At 73.1% G+C, this 23,983-nt stretch carries 24 protein-coding genes, 1 pseudogene and 1 riboswitch; of the genes and pseudogenes, 11 read left to right on the top strand and 14 right to left on the bottom strand.

Going from position 1 to position 23,983, the window contains the following annotated elements:
* Window positions 1-114 precede the first annotated feature (114 nt).
* Together EBO15_RS26370 and EBO15_RS26365 are read right to left on the bottom strand one after the other, a co-directional pair.
* Window positions 115-498 carry an Rv2175c family DNA-binding protein gene (locus tag EBO15_RS26370; RefSeq protein ID WP_122197140.1) on the bottom strand — a complete coding sequence of 128 codons (384 nt, stop codon included), beginning with the start codon at window positions 496-498 and terminating at the stop codon, window positions 115-117.
* An 82-nt stretch (window positions 499-580) separates the two neighbouring features.
* Window positions 581-1,783, bottom strand: a complete 1,203-nt coding sequence (locus EBO15_RS26365; protein ID WP_122197139.1) for an NAD(P)/FAD-dependent oxidoreductase — start codon at window positions 1,781-1,783, stop codon at window positions 581-583.
* Between the two features lie 42 nt (window positions 1,784-1,825).
* A riboswitch (TPP riboswitch) is annotated at window positions 1,826-1,941 on the top strand.
* Between EBO15_RS26365 and thiO the strand changes: the two genes are divergently transcribed.
* From thiO to EBO15_RS26335, 6 genes are all read left to right on the top strand, one after another.
* On the top strand, window positions 1,931-3,067 hold the full coding sequence (thiO, locus tag EBO15_RS26360; protein ID WP_122197138.1) for a glycine oxidase ThiO: 1,137 nt from the start codon (window positions 1,931-1,933) through the stop codon (window positions 3,065-3,067). It overlaps the preceding riboswitch by 11 nt.
* Complete coding sequence (gene thiS / locus EBO15_RS26355; protein WP_122197137.1) at window positions 3,064-3,264, top strand: sulfur carrier protein ThiS; 201 nt, start codon at window positions 3,064-3,066, stop codon at window positions 3,262-3,264. The genes thiO and thiS overlap by 4 nt, the downstream gene beginning before the upstream one ends.
* Window positions 3,265-3,266: 2 nt before the next feature.
* A complete protein-coding gene (locus EBO15_RS26350; RefSeq protein WP_378237714.1) occupies window positions 3,267-4,079 on the top strand; it encodes a thiazole synthase in 813 nt (270 codons plus the stop codon).
* Between the two features lie 141 nt (window positions 4,080-4,220).
* Window positions 4,221-5,156 carry a DMT family transporter gene (locus tag EBO15_RS26345; RefSeq protein ID WP_122197135.1) on the top strand — a complete coding sequence of 312 codons (936 nt, stop codon included), beginning with the start codon at window positions 4,221-4,223 and terminating at the stop codon, window positions 5,154-5,156.
* 148 nt (window positions 5,157-5,304) lie between these two features.
* On the top strand, window positions 5,305-7,272 hold the full coding sequence (pknB, locus tag EBO15_RS26340; protein ID WP_122197134.1) for a Stk1 family PASTA domain-containing Ser/Thr kinase: 1,968 nt from the start codon (window positions 5,305-5,307) through the stop codon (window positions 7,270-7,272).
* 77 nt (window positions 7,273-7,349) lie between these two features.
* Window positions 7,350-8,201, top strand: coding sequence for a deoxyribonuclease IV (locus tag EBO15_RS26335; RefSeq protein WP_122197133.1), 852 nt, complete (start codon window positions 7,350-7,352; stop codon window positions 8,199-8,201).
* A 434-nt stretch (window positions 8,202-8,635) separates the two neighbouring features.
* Here EBO15_RS26335 and EBO15_RS26330 read toward each other — a convergent pair whose 3' ends face one another.
* The 5 genes and pseudogenes from EBO15_RS26330 to EBO15_RS26310 all read right to left on the bottom strand — a co-directional run bounded on the left by EBO15_RS26330 (window position 8,636) and on the right by EBO15_RS26310 (window position 14,084).
* Window positions 8,636-10,342, bottom strand: a complete 1,707-nt coding sequence (locus EBO15_RS26330; RefSeq protein ID WP_233616442.1) for a sodium/solute symporter — start codon at window positions 10,340-10,342, stop codon at window positions 8,636-8,638.
* A complete protein-coding gene (locus EBO15_RS26325; RefSeq protein WP_122197132.1) occupies window positions 10,339-10,836 on the bottom strand; it encodes a hypothetical protein in 498 nt (165 codons plus the stop codon). Before EBO15_RS26325 ends, EBO15_RS26330 begins: the two co-directional genes overlap by 4 nt.
* Window positions 10,837-11,008: 172 nt before the next feature.
* Window positions 11,009-11,791 (bottom strand): annotated as a pseudogene (locus EBO15_RS26320) (LytR/AlgR family response regulator transcription factor); the annotation flags it as partial.
* Window positions 11,792-11,855: 64 nt separating this feature from the next.
* A complete protein-coding gene (locus tag EBO15_RS26315; RefSeq protein WP_122197130.1) occupies window positions 11,856-13,238 on the bottom strand; it encodes a histidine kinase in 1,383 nt (460 codons plus the stop codon).
* A 135-nt stretch (window positions 13,239-13,373) separates the two neighbouring features.
* Window positions 13,374-14,084: a sulfite oxidase-like oxidoreductase gene (locus EBO15_RS26310; RefSeq protein ID WP_122197129.1), complete on the bottom strand. Its 711-nt coding sequence runs from the start codon at window positions 14,082-14,084 to the stop codon at window positions 13,374-13,376.
* 274 nt (window positions 14,085-14,358) lie between these two features.
* Between EBO15_RS26310 and aroF the strand changes: the two genes are divergently transcribed.
* The 3 genes from aroF to EBO15_RS26295 all read left to right on the top strand — a co-directional run bounded on the left by aroF (window position 14,359) and on the right by EBO15_RS26295 (window position 17,664).
* Window positions 14,359-15,399 (top strand): 3-deoxy-7-phosphoheptulonate synthase, encoded by a 1,041-nt coding sequence (gene aroF / locus EBO15_RS26305; RefSeq protein WP_122197128.1) that lies wholly within the window; start codon window positions 14,359-14,361, stop codon window positions 15,397-15,399.
* Between the two features lie 255 nt (window positions 15,400-15,654).
* Complete coding sequence (locus EBO15_RS26300; protein WP_122197127.1) at window positions 15,655-16,647, top strand: DMT family transporter; 993 nt, start codon at window positions 15,655-15,657, stop codon at window positions 16,645-16,647.
* Window positions 16,648-16,761: 114 nt separating this feature from the next.
* The gene (locus EBO15_RS26295) at window positions 16,762-17,664 is read left to right on the top strand and encodes a DUF5954 family protein (RefSeq protein WP_147481656.1); all 903 of its coding nucleotides are present in this window, start codon (window positions 16,762-16,764) and stop codon (window positions 17,662-17,664) included.
* A gap of 63 nt (window positions 17,665-17,727) precedes the next feature.
* Here the strand turns inward: EBO15_RS26295 and thiI are convergent, their stop codons facing one another.
* From thiI to EBO15_RS26280, 3 genes are all read right to left on the bottom strand, one after another.
* A complete protein-coding gene (gene thiI, locus EBO15_RS26290; RefSeq protein ID WP_122197125.1) occupies window positions 17,728-18,954 on the bottom strand; it encodes a tRNA uracil 4-sulfurtransferase ThiI in 1,227 nt (408 codons plus the stop codon).
* A gap of 200 nt (window positions 18,955-19,154) precedes the next feature.
* Window positions 19,155-20,180 carry a 6-phosphofructokinase gene (locus tag EBO15_RS26285; protein WP_122197124.1) on the bottom strand — a complete coding sequence of 342 codons (1,026 nt, stop codon included), beginning with the start codon at window positions 20,178-20,180 and terminating at the stop codon, window positions 19,155-19,157.
* Between the two features lie 219 nt (window positions 20,181-20,399).
* Complete coding sequence (locus EBO15_RS26280; protein WP_122197153.1) at window positions 20,400-21,044, bottom strand: response regulator; 645 nt, start codon at window positions 21,042-21,044, stop codon at window positions 20,400-20,402.
* 120 nt (window positions 21,045-21,164) lie between these two features.
* Between EBO15_RS26280 and EBO15_RS26275 the strand changes: the two genes are divergently transcribed.
* Both EBO15_RS26275 and EBO15_RS26270 read left to right on the top strand, forming a co-directional pair.
* On the top strand, window positions 21,165-21,515 hold the full coding sequence (locus tag EBO15_RS26275) for a cupin domain-containing protein (RefSeq protein WP_122197123.1): 351 nt from the start codon (window positions 21,165-21,167) through the stop codon (window positions 21,513-21,515).
* A 219-nt stretch (window positions 21,516-21,734) separates the two neighbouring features.
* Window positions 21,735-22,550 (top strand): SDR family NAD(P)-dependent oxidoreductase, encoded by an 816-nt coding sequence (locus tag EBO15_RS26270; protein ID WP_122197122.1) that lies wholly within the window; start codon window positions 21,735-21,737, stop codon window positions 22,548-22,550.
* A gap of 69 nt (window positions 22,551-22,619) precedes the next feature.
* On the opposite strand, the gene EBO15_RS26265 is transcribed toward EBO15_RS26270, so the two are convergent.
* From EBO15_RS26265 to EBO15_RS26250, 4 genes are read right to left on the bottom strand one after another with little or no spacing between them, the layout of a single operon-like run.
* Entirely contained in the window at window positions 22,620-22,802 is a 183-nt protein-coding gene (locus EBO15_RS26265; RefSeq protein WP_122197121.1) for a DUF397 domain-containing protein, read from the bottom strand.
* Window positions 22,799-22,978, bottom strand: a complete 180-nt coding sequence (locus EBO15_RS26260; RefSeq protein ID WP_122197120.1) for a DUF397 domain-containing protein — start codon at window positions 22,976-22,978, stop codon at window positions 22,799-22,801. The genes EBO15_RS26265 and EBO15_RS26260 overlap by 4 nt, the downstream gene beginning before the upstream one ends.
* Window positions 22,975-23,157, bottom strand: a complete 183-nt coding sequence (locus EBO15_RS26255; RefSeq protein ID WP_122197119.1) for a DUF397 domain-containing protein — start codon at window positions 23,155-23,157, stop codon at window positions 22,975-22,977. Before EBO15_RS26255 ends, EBO15_RS26260 begins: the two co-directional genes overlap by 4 nt.
* A complete protein-coding gene (locus EBO15_RS26250; RefSeq protein ID WP_122197118.1) occupies window positions 23,154-23,966 on the bottom strand; it encodes a helix-turn-helix domain-containing protein in 813 nt (270 codons plus the stop codon). Before EBO15_RS26250 ends, EBO15_RS26255 begins: the two co-directional genes overlap by 4 nt.
* Window positions 23,967-23,983 lie beyond the last annotated feature (17 nt).

Here is a 23,983-nt window from a genome sequence, read left to right as displayed (position 1 = left end):
ACGTGCTTTGCCGCCGACTCGGCCTGGCCGTCCGGAACGTCCCTCCGCCGGGGGCGTGTCGGTCGCCGGGTCAGAAGGCGCCGGTCTGAAGGCGCCGGGTCAGAAGGCGCCGGGTCAGAAGGCGAGCGCCTGGGCCCTCCGCCGGACCTCGGTGCCGCGGTTCTCGGCCAGTGCCTGCACCGGCGTGCCGGGCAGCGTCTCGTCGACGGTGAAGAGCCAGCGCAGCGTCTCCAGGTCGTCGAAACCGGCGTCCTTCAGGAGTGTCAGCGTGCCGGGCAGGCCCTTGATCACCTGTCCGTCGGCGATGAACGCCGCGGGCACCATGGAGTGGCCGTCCCGGCGGACGGCCAGCAGCTTGCGCTCCGCCATGAGCTGCTTGATCCGGTTGAACTTCAGGTCGAGGCGCTCGGCCACCTCCCGGAGGCCGATCCACTCGCCCACCAGGGCGTCGGTACGGGGGTCGAGGTCGCTCTCAATGGTTGCGTGCGTCTGCGTCACGCCCCCTTGCTACCACGCCCCCGGAGCACTCAAACCCGTCCAGGCCCCCCGGGGGACACTTCCGTCGATCTTTCGCCGTTCGTCAGGACTTCACCGTCCGCCGCACCGGAATGCCCGGATCGCCCAGCAGGGCGGGGTCCACGGGCGTCCCCGCGGCGATGATCCGCTTCGCCTGGACGAGGTCCCGCGGCCGGTCCACGGTCAAGATCGCGTCAAGCCGGTCGCCCGTGATCCACGCCACGGCCCAGGCGCCGTCCGCGGGCGAGCCCCGGCGGATCATCCGCTCGGCCCCGGAGTGGTGCCCGGCGTACTGGACGAACCGGTCGAACTGCTCCGACCAGAAGTAGGGCGCCACGTCGTAGGTCGCGTCCTGGCCGAGCAGGGTGGCGGCGGCGGTCTCGGGCGCGTTCAGCGCGGTGTCCCAGTGCTCGACCAGCAGGCGACGCCCGTACCGGTTCGACCACCAGGCGGCGCAGTCGCCGACCGCGACCACGTCGGCGCGCGCGACGCCGTCCACCGAGGCGCGCAGGGACGCGTCGGCGAGCACGCCCCGCTCGACGTCCAGACCCGAGCCGTCCAGCCAGGCCACCTCGGGACGGACGCCGACGCCGGACACGACGAGGTCGGCCGGGATGTGCCCGCCGCCCGCGAGCGCCAGCCCGGACGGCTCGACCGAGGCGACCTTGACGCCCGTGCGCAGCTCGACGCCCGCCTCGGCGTACCAGGGAGCGGTGAGCGCGCCGAGCTCCGGCCCGAGCGCGTTCGCGAGCGGCGCGTCCGCGGCCTCCACGACCGTCACGGCGCAGCCGTCCTTGACGGCCGTGGTGGCGACCTCGGCGCCGATCCAGCCCGCTCCGACGATCACGACGCGGGCGCCGGGGACGAGCCCCTTCCGGACCTCCAGCGCGTCGTCCAGCGTGCGGATGACGTGCTGCGGGCCGTCGCCGGGCATCCGGACGGGCGTGGCGCCGGTCGCGATCACCAGGCCGTCGAAGTCCAGGTCGCCGGCGGTCGTGGCGAGCGTCCCGCCGCGTCCGGGGGCGAGCCGGAGGCCGGTCGCGCGCTCGCCCGCGAGCACCCGGACGTCCAGGGCCGCGAGGTCGGTGTCCAGCGCCGGGAAGTCGGTCTCGCCCTTCAGGACGGCCTTCGTCAGCGGCGGACGGTCGTACGGCCGGTGCCGCTCGGCGCCGACCAGCGTCAGCGCGCCCTCGTACCCGTGTCTGCGGAGCGCCTCCGCCGCGCGCACGCCCGCCAGCCCGCCGCCCACCACGATCACCCGGTCCATGCCCGCAGGCTAGCCGGTGTCCGGTTCGTCGTAGGCTAGGAGGCGGAAGTGCGCGGGAGCCCGGCCTGAACCGGGCTGAGAGGGCGGCTGGACGGGCCGCCGACCGCCTGAACCTGATCCGGGTCATGCCGGCGAAGGGAGCCGCCTGTGAACGTCGTCATCATCGGAGCCGGGGTCGTGGGCCTCGGCACGGCCTGGCGCTGCGCGGCGCGCGGCGCGGACGTCACCCTGGTCGATCCGGCGCCCGTGAGCGGCGCGTCCGGGGTCGCGGCCGGGATGCTGACCCCCGTCAGCGAGCTCGACTACGGCGAGGAACCGCTGCTGAGGCTGGGCGTGGCGTCCCGCAACCGGTACCCGGGGTTCGTCGCCGAGCTCGAGGAGCTGACCGGCCTCGACACCGGGCACCGCACCGACGGCCTGCTCGAGGTCGCCTTCGACGCCGACGACCTGCGCGTCCTCGAGGACGTGAAGCGGTTCCAGGAGGCGCTGGGCGTCCCGACCGAGGCGCTCGACCGGCGCGAGTGCCGCAGGCTCGAGCCGATGCTCGCGCCGACCGTCCGGGGCGGGCTGTACGCGCCCGAGGACGGCTCGATCGACCCGAGGCGGCTCGCCCCGGCGCTGCTCGCGGGGGCCGAGAGGCTCGGCGCGCGGATCGTCCGGCGGCGGGCGGCCGAGGTGGTCGTGCGCGGGGACGCCGCGGCCGGCGTCCGCCTGGACGACGGCACCGAGCTCCCCGCCGACCGGGTGCTGCTCGCGGCCGGGCCCTGGGCGGGCGAGGTCGGCGGGATCCCGCCGGGCGTCGTCCCGACCGTCCGGCCGGTGAAGGGGCAGGTGCTGCGGCTGCGCACGCGCGTGCCGTTCCTGCGCCGGACGACCCGGGGCGTGGTGCGCGGGTCGTCGGTCTACCTGGTGCCGCGCGCGGACGGCGAGATCGTCGTCGGCGCGACGCAGGAGGAGCTGGGCTTCGACACCCGGGTGACCGCGGGCGGCGTCTGGGAGCTGCTGCGGGACGCCCGCGAGCTCGTGCCCGGCATCACCGAGCTCGACTTCGCCGAGGTCACGGCGGGCCTGCGGCCCGGCTCACCGGACAACGCGCCGGTGCTCGGGCCGTCCGCGCTGCCCGGCCTGGTGCTCGGCGTCGGGCACTACCGCAACGGGATCCTGCTCACCCCGGTGACCGCGGACGCGCTGAGCGCCGCGCTGCTGGACGGCGAGCTCCCGGAGGTGGCCCGGCCCTTCTCCCCCGACCGCTTCTCCCCCGGACGCGTGCAGGAAGGCGTATGAAGATCATTGTGAACGGCGAGCCGCGGGACCTCCCCGAGGACGCGAGCGTGGCCGACGCGGTCGCCACGGTCACCGAGGCCCCGGGCGGGGTGGCGGCGGCGCTGAACGACGAGGTGGTGTCGCGGTCCGCGTGGGGCGCGACGAGGCTGACCGAGGCGGACCGGCTGGAAGTGCTGACCGCCGTGCAGGGAGGATGACGGTGACCGCTGAAGTGTCGGCGCCCGCGGAGGCCCCGGTGGGGCATGACCCACTGGTCATCGCGGGCGAGGAGTTCGGGTCCCGGCTGATCATGGGCACCGGCGGCGCGCCGAGCATGAGCGTGCTGGGCGAGGCGCTCGCCGCGTCCGGGACGGAGCTGACCACGGTCGCGATGCGCCGGGTCGACCCGGCCGCGCGCGGCTCGGTGCTGGACGTCCTGCGCGAGCACGGCATCCGCGTGCTGCCGAACACGGCAGGGTGCTTCACCGCGGGCGAGGCGGTCCTGACCGCCCGGCTGGCCCGTGAGGCGCTCGGCACGAACTGGGTGAAGCTCGAGGTCATCGCCGACGAGCGCACCCTGCTGCCGGACCCGATCGAGCTCGTGGACGCCGCCGAGCAACTGGTCGACGACGGTTTCGTCGTCCTCCCCTACACCAGCGACGACCCGGTGCTGGCGCGCCGGCTCGAGCAGGTGGGCTGCGCGGCGGTGATGCCCCTGGGCTCGCCGATCGGGTCGGGCCTCGGCATCCGCAACCCGCACAACATCGAGCTGATCGTGGAGGCGGCGACCGTCCCGGTCGTCCTGGACGCCGGGCTCGGCACGGCCTCGGACGCAGCGCTCGCGATGGAGCTCGGCTGCGACGCGGTGCTGCTGGCGACGGCCGTGACGCGGGCGCAGCGCCCGGCGGCGATGGCCGCGGCGATGCGGCACGCCGTCGAGGCCGGACGGCTCGCCCGGCTGGCCGGGCGCATCCCGAAGCGGCGGTACGCCCAGGCGTCCTCGCCGTTCGAGGGCATGGTTAAGTCGTTCTAATCGGTGAGGTGGAGTAGCTCTCACTGGACCTGAACGGTCATCCGGCGGCACACTGGGGTCCGGAACACGGCGTTTGCCCACTTCAGAGTGGACATGCATATTTCGTCCGCCGTGGAAACCTCCGGACCCCAGGATGGCCGCATGACGACTTCACAGGTGGACAGGCGCGCGCTGCTCGCCGCCTCGGTGACGGTGCTCGCGTGGGCGTCGGCCTTCGTGTCGATCCGCAGCGCGGGCGCCGACTACCCGCCCGGCGCGCTCGCGCTCGGACGGCTGACCTGCGGGTCCGTGGCGCTCCTCACGATCCTGGCCGTCCGCCGCGAGGGCCTGCCGCCGCGCGCCGCCTGGCGCGGGATCCTCCTGTCCGGGGTGCTCTGGTTCGGCTTCTACATGGTCGTCCTGAACTGGGGCGAGCGGAAGGTGGACGCGGGCACGGCCGCGATGCTGGTCAACATCGGCCCGATCCTGATCGCGCTGCTCGGCGGCTGGCTGCTGCGGGAGGGCTTCCCGCCGCGGCTGTTCGCCGGGGTCGCGGTCGCCTTCGCCGGGACCGTCGTCGTGGGGCTCGCCACGTCCACGGGCGGCGGGTCCTCGCTGCTGGGCGCCGTGCTGTGCGTCCTGGCGGCCGTCGCCTACGCGAGCGGCGTCATCTCCCAGAAGCCCGCCCTGCGGCACGGATCCGCGCTCCAGGTCACGACCTTCGGCTGTCTCGTCGGGACGCTGTTCGCCCTCCCCTTCGCGGGCCAGCTCGCCTCCCACCTGCCGCACGCCTCGCTCTCCGCGACGCTGAACATGGTCTACCTCGGCGTCGTCCCGACCGCGATCGCCTTCACCACCTGGGCCTACGCCCTCGCCCGCACCTCCGCCGGGAAGCTCGGCGCGACCACCTACGTCGTGCCCGCGCTCGTCGTCCTCATGTCGTGGCTGTTCCTGGGCGAGATGCCCTCGTCCGGGGCGCTCGCGGGCGGCGTCCTGTGCCTGCTGGGCGTCGCGGTGGCCCGCAGCCGTCCCCGGACGTCCCCCGCCGCCGCTCCCGAGCCGAAGCCGGAACCGGCCGCGTCCACGCCCCGGACCTGACGCCCCCGGCGCGGCGTAGCGGATCTCCATGCCCTCAGTCGTCATGCCCCTGACCAGGCGGAAACCAGAAAAGATCAGCCGTGGGTCCGATCAGCGCTCCTCCTCCCGGCCGATGAGATCCGTCCGGCGGGGCCTTTAGACTCGGCGCGTGGACACTACGGTTGCAGATCCCCTCGTCGGGCAGGTGCTCGACGGGCGCTACCGCATCGAGTCCCGGATCGCCCGCGGCGGCATGGCGACGGTGTACCTCGCCCGCGACGTCCGGCTCGACCGGGTCGTGGCCATCAAGGTCATGCACGCGGGCCTGGCGTCCGACGAGGAGTTCGTCGAGCGGTTCATCGGCGAGGCCAAGGCGGCGGCGGCGCTCTCCCACCCGAACGTGGTCGCGATGTACGACCAGCGCACCGACGGCGAGCACGCCTTCCTCGTCATGGAGTACGTGCCGGGCCGGACGCTGCGCGACCTGCTCACCGAACGCGGCCGGATCGGCCCGCGCGAGGCCCTCACCCTGATGCAGCCGGTGCTGGCCGCGCTCGGCGCCGCGCACCGCGCCGGGATGGTGCACCGCGACGTCAAGCCCGAGAACGTCCTGATCACCGGGGACGGCCAGGTCAAGGTGGCCGACTTCGGGCTGGCCCGCGCCGAGTCGGCGAGCAAGATGACCAAGACCGGGATGATCATCGGCACGGTCGGCTACCTCGCGCCCGAGCAGGTCGTGTCCGGGAACGCCGACGTCCGGTCCGACGTCTACGCCGCCGGGATCCTGCTCTACGAGCTGCTGACCGGCGTCCTCCCGCACCAGGCCGACTCGCCGCTCGCGGTCGCCTACAAGCACGTCAACGAGGTCGTCCCGCCGCCGTCGCTGGCCGTCCAGGGCCTGCCGCCGCAGGTGGACGCCCTGGTGACGCGCGCCACCTCGCACTCTCCCGACGCCCGCTTCACCGACGCCAACGCCTTCCTGGCCGCCGTCGCCGAGGTCGTCAACGGCCTCCCGCCCGGCATCGACCAGCGCATCGAGGACGCCCAGCCCCGCCCCACCTCCGTCCTGGAGAACCCGGGCGACCCCGGCGATCCGCGCAGCGGTCACACCGCCGTGTACGACCCGTCCGCGATGCCGGACGGCCTGGGCGACGGGACTCCGCCGCGACGCACCGGCGCCGACCGCGCACTCGGCGCGCTCACCGGCCGCTACGTGCTGATCGCGCTCGCCGCCGTCGCGGCCGTGATCCTCGGCTGGGCCGTGTGGTGGCAGACGTCCGGCCAGTACGACCACGTCCCGGACCGGATCGTCGGCATGAAGATCGCCGCCGCCAAGAGCACACTGCGCGGCGACGGCCTGAACGTCCGGCTCGGCGAGGCCGCCTACAGCGACCGCGCGCCCAAGGGCACAGTCGCGGCGTCCGACCCGGGGGCCGGGGCGCGCGTGTCCAAGGGCCAGACCATCACGCTCACGCCGTCCCTCGGCAAGACCCCCCGCGACGTCCCGGACGTCAATGGATCCTCCCTCGACGACGCCAGGAGCAAGCTGAAGGACGCGGGCTTCACCGTCGGCGACGTCAAGCAGCAGACCTCCCAGACCGTCGCGAGGGACAAGGTGCTCCGCACCGACCCGGTCGCCGGCACCAAGGTCTCCCCGGACGCCGGGCCGGTCGGCATCGTCGTCAGCACCGGCATGTCGATGCCGAACCTGGTCGGCCAGAACGCCGACGAGGCCACCAACACCCTGCGCTCCATGGGCCTGAAGGTCGACACGAAGAAGCGCAAGGACAAGGACAAGCCCGCCAACGTCGTCCTGGAGCAGCAGCCCGACCCGGGCACCGGCCTGTCCCGCGGCGACAAGGTCACCCTCGTCGTCAACCAGCAGGACTGCCTGGTCAACCTCGGCGGCTGGCACTTCGGCTGCGACAACCCGAGCGGCCAGGGCGACCAGGGCGACCAGCTGCCCGTCCCGGACGTGACGGGACGGTCGGTCGACGACGCCAGCAGCGCCCTCGAGGACGCGGGCTTCAAGGTCAAGGTCCAGGGCTTCGGCGGCGACACCGTCCGCGTGCAGTGGCCCACGGGCGGCTCCAAGGCCCGGCGCGACTCCACCGTCACCCTCGTCAAGGGCCCCTGAGCACTCCCCCGAGAAGGCTCGGGGCCCCTCGGTCGCTCCCTCGGAAGGGCTCTCGAACCCGGCTAGGCTGGACGCCTATGAGCGCTGAGAAGAGCCCCGTCGGGGGACACGTGCCGGTGGCCGGGGGGCTCGCCACCGGGGGGCTGAAGTACGCGGCGAAGATGGGCGCCGAGGTGATCCAGGTGTTCACCTCCAACCCGCGCGGATGGGCGCTGCCCGAGGGCAACCCCGCGGAGGACGCCCTCCTCCGCGAGCGGGACGACATCCCCGTCTACGTGCACTCGCCGTACCTGGTGAACTTCGGGTCCCCGAGCGCCGAGACCCTGGAGAAGTCCCTCGCGACCGTCCGGCACTCGCTGCGCCGCGGCCACGCGATCGGCGCCCTCGGCGTCGTCGTGCACACCGGCTCGGCCGTCAGCCAGACCTACGACGAGGCGATGGCGCAGATCCACGAGCACGTCCTGCCGCTGCTCGAGGAGATCCCCGAGGACGGCCCGCACCTGCTCCTGGAGCCGATGGCCGGGCAGGGCGCGATGCTCTGCGCCATGGTCCAGGACCTCGGCCCCTACTTCGACGCCCTGGAGCGCCACCCCAGGCTCGGCGTCTGCCTCGACACCTGCCACGCGTTCGCCGCGGGCCACGACCTGGCCGCGCCGGGCGGCGTCAAGGCCACCCTGGACGCCCTGGTCGACACCGTCGGCGAGGGCCGCCTCAAGCTCGTCCACGCCAACGATTCCAAGGACGTCTGCGGCTCCAAGAAGGACCGGCACGAGAACATCGGCAAGGGCCACATCGGCGAGGCGGCCTTCGCCGAGCTCTTCCGCCACCCGGAGGTGGCCGGGGTCCCCTTCGTCATCGAGACGCCGGGCCGCGACGCCGGCCCTCACGGCGAGGACGTCGCCACCCTCAAGCGCCTCCGCGACTCCTGAGAACGAAGCCGTGCGCCCGGGGCCGTCGGCCCCGGGCGCACGGTGTGTCAAGCACAAGCTCGGGCGCCGCTGAACAACCCCCCGACTGTCCAGCGGCGCCCGAGCGGTAGGCCAGTGGATCCCACCCCCCCGGTACGGGATCCTCTGGCACGATCCGGCGGTCGACTGGCGGCCGCCGGATCTCCAAGGTTGCCTGTTGGTCCTCTGGGAGCGCTGCCGCCCCCGGTGACACTGAGAACACTAGAGGTGTCCTGTCACCAGGAGGGTGCAGCGAAACCCGGGATTCGGTAAACGGTGCGTAGTCGGAGTTATACGTAGCGTAGTCGTACGACAAACGGTCGAATCCGCACGACGAACGGTAGGCGCTCGCGCCCTCCGTGCCCGCGCCCTCCGTGCCCGCGCCCCCAGTGCCCGCGCCCCCAGTGCTCGCGTCCTCAGTGGAGGACGGCCTCCTCGGGGAGGTGCATGCGGGCGAGCGCGCGGTCGGCGCGGGCCGGGACGGAACGCGGGAACGCCAGCGAGACGCCGACCATCACCGCGAGCGTCGCCGGGGCGAGGACGAGGGCGGGCTGGGCGAGGAGCGCGGCCGTCCAGCCGGGCCGGGGGCCGAGGAACAGGCCCGCGCCGCCGGTCGCGACGGCGAGCCCGCCGCCGAAGACGAGGCCGGCGCCCGCGCCGAGCGGGGTCAGGCCGCGCCACCACAGGCCGAGCAGGAGCAGCGGGCACAGCGAGCAGGCGGACACCGTGAGCGCGAGCGTGACCAGGCCCGCCGCGTTCTGCGTCCCGGCCGTCCACGCCACGCACAGCGGGACGGCGAGGGCGAACACCGCGCCCACGCGGAAGCTGCCCGTCCCGCCGCGCAGGACGCACTGCGAGACGGTGCCCGCGAGCGCGACGACGACGCCGCAGGTGGTGGAGATGAACGCGGCGAACGCGCCCGCCGCGACCAGCCCGACCAGCAGCGATCCGGGGAGGCCGGGCGCGAGCCTGCGGGGCAGGGTGAGGATCGTGGCGTCGGTGTCGCCGGTCATGAGCAGCTCGGGCGTGTAGAGGCGGCCGAGCGTCCCGTACAGGGCCGGGAACACGTAGAACAGCGACAGCAGGCCGGGCACCATCGCGGCCGTCCGGCGCGCGGCGCGCCCGCACGTGTTGGTGTAGAAGCGCATCAGGATGTGCGGCAGGCCCATCGTGCCGAGCAGCACCGCGAGCAGCGCCGAGTAGGTGGTGTAGAGGGCGTGGTCGCGGCCGCGCTCGGACGGCATCGCCCACGCCCCGCCGCTGTGGGCGGGCAGCCGGGCGGCGTGCGGGACGGCCGCGCCGCGCGGGAACACCAGCTCGGCCCCGGCGCCGACGCGGTGGTCCCGGGCGGACAGCACCACCCGCTCGCCGTCGTGGCGCTCGCCGTCCAGGGTGCCCCGGACGGTGACGGCGGTCGGCGCGGTGACCCGGACGGCCGACTCGGTCTGCACGCGGATCGTCGTGGCGCCGCCGAACACCGGGGGGCCGCTCGGCGTGTCCGCGCCGTCCAGGCGCCACAGCACGAGCAGCGCCGCCGCGGGGACGGCGATGGCGACCAGCTTCACCCAGAACTGGACGGCCTGGACGTCGGTGATGCTGCGCATCCCGCCGGACAGGGTCAGCGTGAGCACGACCGCGACGACCAGGGCCCAGCCCGCCCAGACCGGCGCGCCGGTCAGCACGCGCAGCGTCACGCCCGCGCCCTGGAACTGCGGCAGCAGGTAGAACCAGCCGATGAAGCAGACGCAGCCGGACGAGATGCGCCGCACCGTGACGGAGCCGAGCCGCCATTCGGCGAAGTCGGAGATCGTGTAGGCGCCCGAGCGGCGCAGCGGCGCGGTGACGAACGCGACGAGCAGCACGAACCCGCCGGTCGCGGCCACGGGCAGCCAGAGCGTGTCGGTCCCGTAGGCGAGGACGAGCCCGGCGGTGCCGAGGAACGCCGCCGCCGAGATGTACTCGCTGCTGATCGCCGACGCGTTCCACAGCGAGGTCACGCCGCGCGAGGCGACCATCAGGTCGGTGGCGGTGACGGCGGCCCGGCGTCCGAACGACCCGAGCCCGACGGTCGCGGCGGCGAGCGCCAGCACCGACAGCGCGGCGGCGACCGCCACCCCGGTCACGGGCGGCCGACCAGGCGGGCGAAGTCGTGTTCGGCGGTCTCGGCGAGGCGGGCCTGGCGGCGCGCGGCGTAGACCCACAGCGGCTGGATCCCGGCGGCGAGCACCAGCCACGGGAGGGGCAGGCCGATGGGCCCGGCGTGCGCCCCGCCGGGGACGAACGCGAGCAGCGGCAGCAGCGCGACGACGCCGAGGACCAGCCCGCCGGTGCCGAGCGCGGTGCGGAGCTGGGCGCGGATGAGCGTCCGCGCGAACACCGCGCCGAGTTCGGTCTGCTCGTCCAGGTCGGTGGCGTAGTTCCAGCCGGTTCCGGTGTACGGGCCGGCGTAGGGCTCGCCGGCGTAGGGCTCGCCGGCGTCCGGCGGCGGGACGGAGCGGGCGACGCGGGTGCGCGGGTTGGCGACCACGACGCGGCGCGGCGGCGTCCCGCCGTGCGGGTCGAGCGCCGGGGTCTCGCCGGGCCGCGGCTCGGGAACGGACGGCCGCGGCTCAGTCATCGGCGTCCCGCCGTGCCGCGTCGGGGCGCGCCGCGTCCAAGCGCTCGGGTCGTGCGGTGTCGGGGCGCAGGCTGTCAGTGCGAAGGCTGTCGGGGCGCAGGCTGTCGGTTCGCAGGGCGTCGGTGCGGGTGGGGTCGGTGCGGTGGAAGGCGGGGTCCGGGTGGTCGCCGTTGCGGAAGCTGCGGACGAGCAGGTCGCGGACGGCGCGGGTGTGGCGGCGGCTCACGGGCAGCAGCTCGTCGCCGATCTGGACGGCGACGCGTCCGGCGTCGAAGCGCAGTTCGGTGATGTGCTGGGACGCGACGAGCGTGCTGCGGTGGATGCGGATGAAGCCGGAGTCCTCCCAGCGGCGGGCGAGGGAGGCGAGCGGCATCCGGACGAGGTAGCTGCCCTCGGCGGTGTGCAGCCGCACGTAGTCGCCCTGGGCCTCGACGTGCGTGACCGAGCGGCGGGACACCAGGCGGGTGCGCCCGCCGAGCTCGACCGGGATCATCTCGTCGTCGTCCGCGGCCGGGGGCGCGCCGGTCGCGGCGGGCCCGCCGCCGGGGTCGTCCGCGCGGGCGGCGCGGGCAGCGTGGTCCACGGACTCGACCACGCGCCGGACGGCCTCGGCGAGCCGTTCGCGGCGCACGGGTTTGAGCAGGTAGTCGAGGGCGCCGAGCTCGTAGGCGGCGACGGCGCAGTCGTCGTGCGCGGTCACGAACACCACGGCGGGCGGCGCGGCGAACCCGGCGAGCAGGCGGGTGAAGTCCAGCCCGTCCAGTCCGGGCATGCGGATGTCGAGGAAGACGGCGTCGAGCCGTTCTCCCGCGGTCAGCATCCGGGACAGGTCGCGCAGGGCGGACGCGGCGTCGCCCGCGCCCCCGACCCATTCCACTCTCGGGTCCTCCCGCAGCAGGTAGGAGAGCTCCTCCAGGGCGGGCACCTCGTCGTCGACGGCCAGGACGCGCAGCATGAGACGACCTTGCCCGTGTTCACCGTCCGTCCGCAATCGGTTTCACCAGGTGACTTCGGATGGGTCACGCGGGGAACGCGGCCGGACGGTACTTCGGAACCCGCAGGTTCACCTTCGTGCCCGCGCCGAGAGCGGTCTCCACGGTCAGCCCGTACTCGTCGCCGTAGACCTGGCGCATGCGTTCGTCCACGTTGGCGAGGCCGATGCCCGCGCCGCCGCCCCGTCCTGACGCGCCGCCCCCGCCCCCGCCGCCATTGGTGCGGGTGGCGCGGTCGCGTGCGCCGGGGCTGGGCGAGAGGATCTCGCCGAGGCGTTCGGGATCGATGCCGACGCCGTCGTCCTCGACGCTGATCGCCGCCTCGACGCCGTTGTCGCGCGCGACGATCCGGATCCGGAACTCGTCGGCGGTACGGCCCTGCATGCCGTGCCTGATGGCGTTCTCGACGAGCGGCTGGAGCGACAGGAACGGCACCGACACCGACAGCACCTCCGGCGCGACCTCGACGCTGAACTGGAGCCGGTCGCCGAACCGGGCGCGTTCGAGCAGCAGGTAGCGGTCGATGGAGCGGAGCTCGTCCGCGAGCGTCGTGAAGTCGCGCGGGTTGCGGAACGAGTAGCGCGCGAAGTCGGCGAAGTCGAGCAGCAGCTCGCGCGCGCGTACGGGGTCCGTCCGGACGAACGAGGCGATCGTGGTCAGCGAGTTGTAGACGAAGTGCGGGGAGATCTGCGCGCGCAGGGCCCGCATCTCCGCTTCGGCCAAGCGCGCGCGGGACGAGTCGAGTTCGGCGAGTTCGAGTTGTCCCGCCACCCACCGCGCGACCTCGCCCACCGCGCGCACGCGCGTGGCGGACGGCTGCGGGCCGTACGCGACCAGCGCCCCCACCACGTGCCGGTCGATCGCGAGCGGCGCGACGACCGCGACACGGATCGGGCAGGACGGGTCGCCGCAGGTGGTCAGGGGGTCCGTGGCGACCACGCGCGGACGTCCGGTGGACAGCACCGGGCGGGCGTGCAGGGTCGCCTCGTCGGCGTGGTCGTCGGCGCCGAGGCCGTCCCAGGCCAGCAGGACGGCGTGGGCGAGCGGGTCGCCTTCGTCGGAGTCGTCGTCCGCGCCGACGCCGAGCAGCGTCGCGACACGCCCGGACGCGGCGGACGCCCCGGACGGCGCGACCGTCCCCGAGGGGGCGGCGACCAGCGCGATCGCGTCCGCGCCGAGCAGCGCGCGCAGGTGCCGGGCGGCCTTGCGGGCCGAGTCCGGGGTCAGCCCCGCGCGCAGCGCGGGCGACGCGCGCGAGATCGTGTGGAGGGTGGAGAACGTCGCCTCGTCCGCCGGGTTGGCGAAGCCGCGCCGGCGGGTGCGGCGGAGGCGGCAGACGGTGACGGCCCCGAGCGCCACGGCGGTCGTGAAGCCGGTGCAGGCGAGGTCGAGCACGGACGGTGCGTCCATGACGACCTAACGTAACCGTCCCGGGTCCGGGGCGTGGGCGGTTCGGATCACAACCGCGGACCAGGTCCGGCCAAGTCCACCTAAAACCCGCGGACGGCGCGTCCAGAAGCCCCGGTGGCGCGCCGTTCTCGCAGCTCAGAGGGGCGGGGCGTCGCCCTCGTCCTCCTGGTAGGAGTAGCGCTGCTCGCGCCAGGGGTCGGCGACGTTGTGGTAGCCGCGCTCCTCCCAGAAGCCGCGGCGGTCCTTGACCATGTACTCGATGGCGCGCACCCACTTGACGCTCTTCCACGCGTACAGGTGCGGGACGACCAGCCGGATCGGGAAGCCGTGGTCGAGGGGCAGGCGCTCGCCGTCGCGGTGCGTGGCGAACATCGTCCCGTCGGCGAGGAAGTCGCTCATGCGGATGTTGGCGCTGTAGCCGTACTCGGCCCACACCATGACGTGCGTGACCTCGGGGTCGGGCGGGGCCAGGTCGATGATCGCCGTCCCCGGGATCCCCTCCCAGTGGTTGTCCGGGATGGTGAACTTGGTGACGCAGTGGAAGTCGGCGACGACGGAGTCGCGGGGCAGCCCGTCGAACTCGTCCCACGTCCAGCAGTACTGGCCGCCGGTGGCGGTCGCGCCGAAGACACGGAAATCCCACTCTTTGGGACGGAACTTCGGGACGGGCCCGTAGTGCAGGACGGGCCAGCCGCGCGGGACGTACTGCCCCGGGGGCAGCGCCGTCCGCCCGGCCCTCTCCCCGTCCTGTGGCAGGGCGTCGGGCCCGGGATCTCCGGCGGCGGTCGCGCCGGGGCTCGGCTCGGGGGTCCGGTCGGACGCTGACTCGGGTGGCGGTGGCGACATGACGCGGCCATCCTGCCATCCGGCGTGAGCTGAGCCATATTCGGGGGCCTCGCCTCGCGCACCCGCGCTGATGGGTTACTGTGGGCACGTGCGCAACGTCATCTATTTCTTTTGGTTCGACCAGCCCGGGCGGCTGGTCTGCCAGACGTTGCGCTGACAGACCTCGAACGACCGAAGCCCCGGGCCTAGACACAAGGCCCGGGGCTTCGTCGTTTTTCCGGGATCGATCCACGCGGGGTCCTCCGGCTCCCGCACACGTACGAGAGGCAAGAGCATGGTCATCGTCATGGCCCCCGAAGCCAACGAGGCGGATATCAATGCCGTCGTCTCACTGGTCGAGACGGCGGGCGGCGACGCCTTCGTCAGCCGGGGCGTCGAACGCACCATCATCGGACTGGTCGGGGACATCCAGCAGTTCGGCGCGCTCAACCTGCGGTCGCTGCGCGGGGTGAGCGACGTCGTCCGGATCTCGGCGCCGTACAAGCTGGTCAGCCGGGAGAACCACCGGGAGCGGTCGGTCGTCCGGGTCGGCGGCGTCCCGATCGGCCCCGGCACCATGACCCTGATCGCCGGGCCATGCGCGGTCGAGACCCCCGAGCAGACCCTGGCCGCGGCGCGGATGGCGCAGGCGGCGGGCGCGACGCTGCTGCGCGGCGGCGCGTTCAAGCCCCGCACCTCCCCCTACGCCTTCCAGGGGCTCGGCGAGGCCGGGCTGCGCATCCTCGCCGACGTCCGCGCCGAGACCGGCATGCCCGTCGTCACCGAGGTCGTGGACGCCGCCGACGTCGACCTGGTCGCCTCCTACGCCGACATGCTCCAGATCGGCACCCGCAACGCGCAGAACTTCGCGCTGCTCCAGGCCGCCGGCGAGGCCGGCAAGCCCGTCATGCTCAAGCGCGGCATGAACGGGACGATCGAGGAGTGGCTGATGGCCGCCGAGTACGTCGCGCAGCGCGGCAACCTCGACATCGTGCTGTGCGAGCGCGGCATCCGCACGTTCGAGAAGGCCACCCGCAACACCCTGGACATCTCGGCCGTGCCGGTCGCGCAGCGCCTCGGGCACCTGCCGGTGATCGTCGACCCGTCCCACTCCGGCGGCAGCCGCGACCTGGTCCTGCCGCTCACCCGCGCGGCGATCGCGATCGGCGCGGACGGCGTGATCATCGACGTCCACCCGCACCCCGAGACCGCCCTCTGCGACGGGCCGCAGGCGCTCGTGGACGGCGACCTGCGCGAGCTGGCCCGGGTCGTCCGCGACCTGCCGCCCGTGGTCGGCCGCTCCCTGACCGTCGCGCAGGACGCCGTCCCCGCCTGACCGCCCGCCGTCCGGCCCCGGTCCCCCCGGCCTGGGGCGTCCCGTCCGAGGAGTGATCGCGCCCGATCGGCGCGTTATCCTGCGGGCGTGGAGTACTGGACCCCCAACTGCGGACCGCCCCGCTCCTGACCGGGGCGCGGCACCTCTTCGCGAGATCCGACGACCGGGCTCGGCGCTGATCGGCGCCCGGCCCGCGTTCTCCCGCGTCCCGACACGGATGCCATCCTCCGTTTCGAGACCGGGAGCGTTCACTCCATGTCCCTGCGTCCTGTTCCGACGCGCTCGTCCACGCCGTCGTCCACGTCCACGCCGTCGTCCTCGTCCACGTCCACGTCGAAGGTCCGGATCCGCCCCCGCGCGGGCGGGGCCGCCGACGTGCTGCTCGCCGCCTGCTTCTGGGGCACCACCGGAACCGTCCGCACCTTCGCCCCGGACGGGACGTCCAGCGTGTCGATCGCCGCGATGCGGATGGTCCTCGGCGGGCTGATGCTCGCCGGGGTCGTCCTGGCCACCGCGCGCGGCGACCTGCGGCGCCTGCTCCGCGCGCCGCGCGCCCTGCCGATGCTGGGCGCGGGCGCGGCGGCGATGATCGTCTACCAGACCGCGTTCTTCGTCGCCGCCGGGCGGACGGGCGTCGCCGTCGCGACCGTCGTCACCATCGGCAGCTCGCCCGCGTTCACCGGCATGGTCGGCGTCCTCACCCGGCGGACCCGCCCGGACGCCCGCTGGCTGCTGGCGACCGCCGGGGCCGTCGTGGGCTGCGCCGCGCTGGTCCTCGGCGGACGCGGCGCGGGCGTCGAGCCGGTCGGCATCGGCCTCGCGCTGCTCTCCGGGCTGGGGTACGCGACGTACGCGACGCTGTCGTCCGTCCTGATCATGCGCGGGGAGCGGGACCGGTGCGTCGTGGCGGGCCTGTTCGGCCTGGCCGGGCTGGCGTCACTGCCCGTGCTCCTGCTGGACTCCCCCGGCCGGCTGGTCACGGGCACCGGGCCCGCCGTCGCGCTCTATCTGGGGCTGGTCGCCACGGGCGGGGCCTACCTGGTGTTCGCCCGCGGGCTGCGGACCGTCCCGGCCACGACCGCGACGACGCTGACGCTCGCCGAACCCGCCGTGGCGTCGGTGCTCGGGGTCGCCGTCCTCGGCGAGCACCTCGGGCCGGTCGCCCTGTGCGGGCTCGCCTTCCTGGCGGCGAGCCTGATCGTGCTGGTCGTCCCGTTCGGGCGCGGAGGCGGGACGAAGGGCCGCTGACGTGGGACGACACTTCGGACGCGGTATCCCAGAGGCCACTATTCGGGGCATCTCGAAGCACGAAATGGTCTGAACCACTCGCCACGGCCGGTGTCCGCGAGGATGATGACCGGCATGACTACGGGCGATGGGGACGCCGGGGGTCGGTTGTTCCCCGAGGACCTCGACCGCGTCGATCCGGTGGCCGCGGTGATGCTGGCGGACGCCTGCCGTGCCATCACCGCCTATCCCGAGCTGCGGGTGGTGGGCGCGCTGTTCACCGCCGCCGAACGGGTCGAGCGCGGCTGGCAGGTGGTGACGCCGTGTGATCCGGTCCCCGAGGGGGCGCGCGAGCTGCTCGCCGACCACCTCGGGGACCGTGCCGCGCTCTCCGGCGGCCCGGACGCCCGGGACCTGCTCGCCGCCGCCCGCGAGCTGCGGGTCGGCGCGCGGGACGAGGTCCGGGCCGCCGGGCGGACGTTCCGGATCGTCCGGATCGAGCAGCTCGTCCGGTCCGGGCCGGACGGGCCGGAGCCGCCGCGGCCCAGCGACCTCGACCCGCGGCCGTCGTCGCGTCCGGCCGTCCCCCGCCCCTACGAACTGCTGGACGACGGGCGGCTGCCGCCCGACACGGCCGCGTCCGAGCTGCTCTGCCAGCTGCTGGACGCGGCGGCGCACGCCGGGGTCGAACCCGCGTCCGAGGCGTTCCTCACGCCGCTGCCGCTGAACCCGGCGTTCGCGGTGGCCGAGCGGTCGGACGAGGCGTGGCGCCCGACCGGGCGGCTGCACGACAGCCCGCGCGCGGCCCGCGACTCGCTCGCCCTGTACTTCCGGCACATCGTCCCCGCCGTCGAGAACCCCACCGAGGACGAGCGCGCGGCCTACGCGGCCGCCGCCGACGCGCTGGCGGACGGCGCCCGCCGCAACGGCATCGAGGTCGCCGGACGGCGGTTCCGGATCGTCCGGATCGAGCGGATCACCCTCATGGGGCCCGACGGGCCCGAGCCGCCCCGCCCGACCGACCTCGACACCCTCTAGACGACGCGAAACGGCCCGTCCTCAGGTGAAGGACGGGCCGTTTCGTGTCGTCTCGGGCGAAGGTCAGGAGTCGCCGTAGACCGGGCGGTGCTCCTGGATGCTCTCGACGAGCTGCTCGGCGAGCTCCTCGACGTCGAGGCGCTTCTCGATCTGGCGGAGGTCGTCGATCTTGGCGCGGGTCTCCGCGCGGCGCGGGGCGAGCATGGTGCAGCAGTCCTCGTCCGGCAGCTCCGAGATGGACAGCGTCCGGATCTTCCGGGCCTGGTCCATGATCTCGGACTTGTCCATGCCGACCAGCGGGCGCAGGATCGGCAGCTCGACCGCGTCGTCCAGGGCGGTGATGTTGGCGAGGGTCTGGCTGGACACCTGGCCCAGCGCGTCACCGGTGATCAGGGCCGCGCCGCGCATCTTGTGCGCGAGCATCTCGCCGGTGCGCAGCATCAGGCGGCGCTGCGCGATCACGGCGAGGCGGTCCGCGCCGGACGACTTGATCTGCTGCTGGGCCTTGCCGAACGGCACGACGAACAGCCGGGAGCCGCCCTGGTACTTGTCCAGCTCGCGGACCAGCGCGTACGCCTTGTAGATCGACTCGGGGCCGGTGAACGGCATGCCGGAGAAGTGCAGGTAGTCGACCCGCAGGCCGCGCCGCATCATCCGGTAGGCGGCGACGGGCGAGTCGATGCCGCCGGACATCAGGACCAGCGCGCGGCCGGACATCCCGACCGGCAGGCCGCCCGCGCCGGGGACGCCGCCGGAGAACACGAACGCCTCGTCCCGGTCGATCTCGATCGAGACCGTGATGTCGGGGTTCTTCAGCTTGACCGGGTTGCCGTAGACGTCGTTGATCTTGCCGCCGACCTGGCGGTCCAGCTCGGTGGAGGTCAGCGGGAAGCGCTTGTCGCGGCGCTTGGACCGCACCGCGAAGCTGCCCTCGCGACCGGCCATCAGCTCCAGCGCGGCGCGCTCGACGCTCGCCACGTCCTTGCCGACCCGCCAGGCGCGGTGCACCCAGACGATGCCCATGACGTCGGAGATCCGCTGGACCAGCCGGTCCACCAGCTCGACGTGGGCGTCCTTGGTGCGGACGATGAACACGCCGTGGCGGCGGATCACGTCCACCTTCGCGATCGGGCGGACGGCCTGGCGGACGTTCTCGGCGAGCCGCTTCTCGAACAGCTCCCGGTTCTTGCCCTTGAGGACGACCTCGCCCAGCTTCAGCAGCGCGCACGGTTCACCGTCGACCGGCGACTGCTCCCGGACGGCGACGGTCGGCGCCTCGAGCGTGGACATGCGGCTTCCTCCTGGGACGACGTTCGGGAAAGGGCGGAACTTCTAGTGTGGCCCACGAACGCCAACGCCGCGACCGTTCATTCTCTTCCCGGGCATCCCGCGGACGCGCGGACGCCCCGGGGCGCGAGGCCTCCGGGGCGTCCGGGACGATCTCGACCGGCCGCCGGACGATCTCCGGCGGGCGATCTCCGGCGGGCGGATCAGCCGAAGAAGACCTCGGCCTCGGCGTACCGCTCCAGCGGGACGGTCTTCAGCTCCGCGGTCGCCTCGTCCAGGCCGACCCGGACGATGTCGGTGCCCTGGAGGGCGACCATCTTGCCGAAGTCGCCGTCCCGGACGGCGTCGATGGCCTGGAGGCCGAACCGGGTCGCCAGGACGCGGTCGAACGCCGTCGGGGTGCCGCCGCGCTGGATGTGGCCGAGCACGGTGGCGCGGGCCTCCTTGCCGGTGCGCCGCTCGATCTCGTCCGCGAGGGACTGGCCGATGCCGCCGAGCCGGACGTGCCCGAAGGCGTCCTTCTCCCCCGTCTGGAGCTCCATCTGGCCCTCCTTGGGGTGGGCGCCCTCGGAGACGACGATGATCGGCGCGTACCGGGTCTTGAACCGGGACTCGACCCAGGCGACGACCTCGTCGATGTCGAACGGCTTCTCCGGGATGAGGATCACGTTCGCGCCCGCGGCCATGCCCGCGTGCAGCGCGATCCAGCCCGCGTGCCGTCCCATGACCTCGCAGATCAGCGCGCGGTGGTGGCTCTCGGCGGTGGTGTGCAGCCGGTCGATGGCCTCCATCGCGATGTTCACCGCGGTGTCGAAGCCGAAGGTGTAGTCGGTGGCGTTCAGGTCGTTGTCGATCGTCTTCGGGACGCCGACGACGTTGACGCCGTGGGTGTACAGCGCGCTCGCGACGCCGAGGGTGTCCTCGCCGCCGATCGCGATCAGCGCGTCCACGCCGAGCCCGGCGAGGTTGTCCTTGATCCGCTCGATCCCGCCCTCGACCTTGATCGGGTTGGTCCGGGAGGAGCCGAGGATCGTGCCTCCGCGGGGCAGGATGCCGCGGACCGCCTCGACGTCGAGGGCCATGGTGTCGCCTTCGAGCGGGCCGCGCCAGCCGGCCCGGAAGCCGACGAACTCGTAGCCGAACTCCTTGACGCCCTTGCGCACCACGGCGCGGATCACGGCGTTCAGGCCAGGGCAGTCGCCGCCCCCGGTCAGCACTCCGACGCGCATTCCCTCACCTTCCGACAGGACTCTCCGCTGGTCTCGACGCCTCAGCCTAGTGCGCGGACGGGCCGCGGCCGGGGCTTTCGATTGGTCTAGACCATAGCGTGTCCGGTCGTCGCGGGGCCCACTGACCGGGCACTTCGGACAGGAGGGCACAAGGCGGTGACCAGGCGCGGTGCCGGGGAGGCTCGTCGGGCGGGATGCCCGGAGGGATGCCGGGAGGGCTCAGGACTCCCGGTCGAGACCCTTCTCGATCGCGTAGCGGACGAGTTCGACCCGGTTGTGCAGTTGGAGCTTCCCGAGCGTGTTCTGCACGTGGTTCTGGACCGTCCGGTGGGACAGGACGAGCCGCGCGGCGATCTGCTTGTAGGTGAGGCCCTTGGCGACCAGGCGCAGCACCTCGGTCTCGCGCTCGGTGAGGCGCGGGGTGCTGTCGTCCTCGTCCGGACGGGCCGGGGTCGCGGCGAGGCGCCGGTACTCGCCGAGGACCAGGCCCGCCAGGCCGGGGGTGAACACCGCGTCGCCGTTCCCCGCCGTCTGGACGGCGGAGAGGAACTCCTCGCGGGCGGCGGACTTCAGCAGGTAGCCGGTCGCGCCCGCCTTCACCGCCTCCAGGACGTCCTGCTGCTCACCGCTCGCCGACAGCACCAGCACCCGGACGGGCGGATCGGCGGCGACCAGCCCGCGCGTCACCTCGACGCCGCTGATGTCGGGCAGCTGGAGGTCGACCACGGCGACCTCCGGGCGGGCGGCGGCCGCGACGCGCAGCGCGGTCCGGCCGTCCCCGGCCGTGGCGACCACCTCGTGCCCGGCCTCCGCCAGGTCGCGGGCCACGGAGTCACGCCACATCGGGTGGTCGTCCACGACCATCACGCGCAGGGATCGGGGGTTCTCGTCGCTCACCCGCCCCACCCTACGGCCGAATCCTCCGATATCCGGGCGCGACGCAACAGGCAGGGCAAAACGGTTGGGACGGGTTAGGGTTCGGGGATGCGGATCGTTGAGGGCGCGGGGGCCTGGCGGCCGGCCGCGGACGGCGCGGCCAACGACTGGGCCGAGCAGCTGAGGACGCCCGACCTGTCGGTGGGGACGTACTGCATCCCCGCCGGCGGTACCGACGACCAGAGCCCGCACACCGAGGACGAGATCTACGTGGTCACGGCGGGGCGGGCGACGATCGTGACGCCCGGCGCGACGGCCGAGGTGGGACCCGGCTCGGTCGTCTTCGTCCCGGCGGGCGAGGAGCACCGGTTCACCGACGTGACCGAGGACCTGGCGCTCCTGGTCGTCTTCGGCCCGGCCTACGGCTCACGCGGGAGCGCCGCACCTTCGCCCGAATGACGTCTCGGAGCCGCTGACCGTCGAACTTCCAGCAGCCGATGACGTACCGCAGGGGAATGGCTACGACCAGTAGCATGGCCTAATGGGCGACGATGCCACGTCCACGAGAGCCATTTCTTGGCCACCCACGGAGAACAGCGAGTGGAGACCCACAAGGGCTGCTCTTCGGGACGCGCTGAACCGTTCGGCCGTCCTGTCCGAGAACCTGGGGGTGCTGTTGTGAACACGGAATCGGGCTGGGCGGACGGGCAAGTCGTGCTCATCACCGGCGGAGGATCGGGCCTGGGCCGGGCCCTGGTCGACGCCTTCCTCGCCGAGGGCGCTGAGGGCGTGGTCGTGCTCGAACGGCGCCCGGAGAAGGTCAAGGCGCTACGCGAGAGCTTCGGCTCCGATGCCGTCCGTGTCGTCGAGGGCGACGTCAGGTCGTCGTCCGACAACCGCGAAGCGGTCGCCGCCGCCGTCGACGGCTGGGGACGGCTCGACTGCTTCATCGCCAACGCCGGCATCTGGGATTGCCGGACCATGCTGGACGACCTCTCCGAGGACGCCATCCCGGACGCCTTCGACGAGATCTTCGCCGTCAACGTCAAGGCCCCCCTGCTCGGGGCGAAGGCCGCGATGGGCGCGCTGCGCGCCACGCGCGGTTCGTTCCTCGTCTCCCTCTCCGGCTCGTCGCTGTTCCCGGGGGCCGCCGGTCCGCTGTACGTCGCCTCGAAGCACGCCGGCGCGGGCCTGGTCCTCCAGCTGGCCTGGGAGTACGCACCGGACGTCCGGGTGAACGGCGTCGCGCTCGGCGGAATGCCGACCGACATCCGGGGCCCCCGCGCACTCGGCCTCCAGGACGCCACCTGGGACCCCGCCCAGATGGACGAGGTCATGCGCAAGCGCAGCCCCCTGGCCCGAAGCCCGCGCCCGCAGGACTACTGCGGCGCATACCTGATGCTCGCCTCCCGCCACTACGGCCTGACCACGACCGGAACGGTGCTGGACCTCTCCGGAGGCATGAGCATCGCAACCCGGGTATCGGACTTCTGACCCAACCAACACACCAAAGCCCTGACCCCGCCACCACAACCCAGCGAGGCCAGAGCTCCGGTCAATCGGTCAAGCCAGACCTTTCACCCGCTTGAGCAGCGCGCGAAACTCCCGCCCGCCAAGCCGCAGCTGCCCAACGTCCGGAGCCTTCGAGTCGCGAACCCCGAGGAAGCCCGAGAGAGCCGCGACCTCCACACACGCGTTGCCGGAGGAATCGCTCCGGGATGCCTTACGCCACCTCGGGGTGTTCACTGAAGGTCCTTCACCCGGCGGACGAGCAGACCGAAGTCCCGGTCGGTGAGCCGCAGATGTCCAGCGTCGGGGGCCTTCGAGTCTCGGACGCCAACACGTTCCACGAGGTCGGCGACCTCCACGCACGAGCTGTTCTCCATACCCTGGCTGTAGGTGGACTTACGCCAGCCGCTCACGATCGGGCCTTCAACTGCTGCACGAGGTTTCGGAAGTCCTGGTGAGCGAGACAGAGATGCTCGGACTGCGGGGTCTTGCTGTCCCTGAGGCCAACAGATTCGGTGAGCCGCGCCAGCTCGACGCACTCGTTGCCGGAGGAATCGCTCCGGGAGGACTTACGCCACGTGGGGGTGTTCATCGCATGGCCTCCATCAGCTCGCGGATGAGGCGTCGGGTGGCGTCGCGGGACAACGCGTCCGCCCCGATCTTGTCGAACCTCATACGGAAATTCTCGATCTTTTCGGGGTCGAGGACCAGTCTTCCGCCGCCGACCGCTTCCATGTAGGCGCACTCGCTCCTCGGGCCGGTGAGGATCGAGAATGACCCGTCCACGCCGACGTGAGCGCCGGTCGACCTCGGCACGACCCGCAGCACCACGTTCCGGCGCTCGCTGACCTCGAGCAGATGGGCGAGCTGGGAGCGCATGACCTCGGCACCGCCGATCGGATCCTCCAACGCGCTCTGCTTGATCAGAACCCAGAACTGCGGCGCGTCCGGGCCGTCGAGAATCTCCTGACGCGCCATCCGCGACCTCATCGAAGCCTCCGGATCTTCGACGATCCCGGCACCGGCCAGCAGCGCGTACGCATATTCCGGCGTCTGAAGAAGGCCGGGAACAACCAACGCCTGATAGGTGCGGATATGGCGCGCATTGATCTCGTATCGGGTGTACTTGGCGAACCAGTTCGGATCGTGCATGGAGTTGGCGAGGCGGACGAGGCGCTGGAAGTGGCCGCGCGTCCGCCAGCGGGTGTCGAGGATTTCGGCGTGCTCGGCGCGCAGTTTCGTCCGGCCCGCTTCAAGGTTCGAAACCGTGGTGTTCACGACGCCCAGAATCCGGGCCACCTCGGTCTGCCGCATGTTGTAGATCTCGCGGAACATGCGCAGGTCAACAGCTATCCAGTCCCAGACGGAGGCATCTGGATCAAGGTGCTGAGCTGCCGTCATGACTGATCACCAATCTT

The sequence above is a fragment of the Actinomadura harenae genome (assembly GCF_003696215.1).
Classification (GTDB): Bacteria; Actinomycetota; Actinomycetes; order Streptosporangiales; family Streptosporangiaceae; genus Spirillospora; species Spirillospora harenae.
This window is presented reverse-complemented; position numbering and strand designations above follow the sequence as displayed.

What these genes read in the sequence shown, in the direction of transcription:
- EBO15_RS26365 (WP_122197139.1), bottom strand. Translation starts at nt 1,783, where the DNA reads ATGGACCGGGTGATCGTGGTGGGCGGCGGGCTGGCGGGCGTGCGCGCG.
- thiS (WP_122197137.1), top strand. Translation starts at nt 3,064, where the DNA reads ATGAAGATCATTGTGAACGGCGAGCCGCGGGACCTCCCCGAGGACGCG.
- EBO15_RS26345 (WP_122197135.1), top strand. Translation starts at nt 4,221, where the DNA reads ATGACGACTTCACAGGTGGACAGGCGCGCGCTGCTCGCCGCCTCGGTG.
- EBO15_RS26335 (WP_122197133.1), top strand. Translation starts at nt 7,350, where the DNA reads ATGAGCGCTGAGAAGAGCCCCGTCGGGGGACACGTGCCGGTGGCCGGG.
- EBO15_RS26325 (WP_122197132.1), bottom strand. Translation starts at nt 10,836, where the DNA reads ATGACTGAGCCGCGGCCGTCCGTTCCCGAGCCGCGGCCCGGCGAGACC.
- EBO15_RS26315 (WP_122197130.1), bottom strand. Translation starts at nt 13,238, where the DNA reads ATGGACGCACCGTCCGTGCTCGACCTCGCCTGCACCGGCTTCACGACC.
- EBO15_RS26310 (WP_122197129.1), bottom strand. Translation starts at nt 14,084, where the DNA reads ATGTCGCCACCGCCACCCGAGTCAGCGTCCGACCGGACCCCCGAGCCG.
- aroF (WP_122197128.1), top strand. Translation starts at nt 14,359, where the DNA reads ATGGTCATCGTCATGGCCCCCGAAGCCAACGAGGCGGATATCAATGCC.
- EBO15_RS26300 (WP_122197127.1), top strand. Translation starts at nt 15,655, where the DNA reads ATGTCCCTGCGTCCTGTTCCGACGCGCTCGTCCACGCCGTCGTCCACG.
- EBO15_RS26295 (WP_147481656.1), top strand. Translation starts at nt 16,762, where the DNA reads ATGACTACGGGCGATGGGGACGCCGGGGGTCGGTTGTTCCCCGAGGAC.
- thiI (WP_122197125.1), bottom strand. Translation starts at nt 18,954, where the DNA reads ATGTCCACGCTCGAGGCGCCGACCGTCGCCGTCCGGGAGCAGTCGCCG.
- EBO15_RS26285 (WP_122197124.1), bottom strand. Translation starts at nt 20,180, where the DNA reads ATGCGCGTCGGAGTGCTGACCGGGGGCGGCGACTGCCCTGGCCTGAAC.
- EBO15_RS26280 (WP_122197153.1), bottom strand. Translation starts at nt 21,044, where the DNA reads ATGGTCGTGGACGACCACCCGATGTGGCGTGACTCCGTGGCCCGCGAC.
- EBO15_RS26275 (WP_122197123.1), top strand. Translation starts at nt 21,165, where the DNA reads ATGCGGATCGTTGAGGGCGCGGGGGCCTGGCGGCCGGCCGCGGACGGC.
- EBO15_RS26255 (WP_122197119.1), bottom strand. Translation starts at nt 23,157, where the DNA reads ATGAACACCCCCACGTGGCGTAAGTCCTCCCGGAGCGATTCCTCCGGC.
- EBO15_RS26250 (WP_122197118.1), bottom strand. Translation starts at nt 23,966, where the DNA reads ATGACGGCAGCTCAGCACCTTGATCCAGATGCCTCCGTCTGGGACTGG.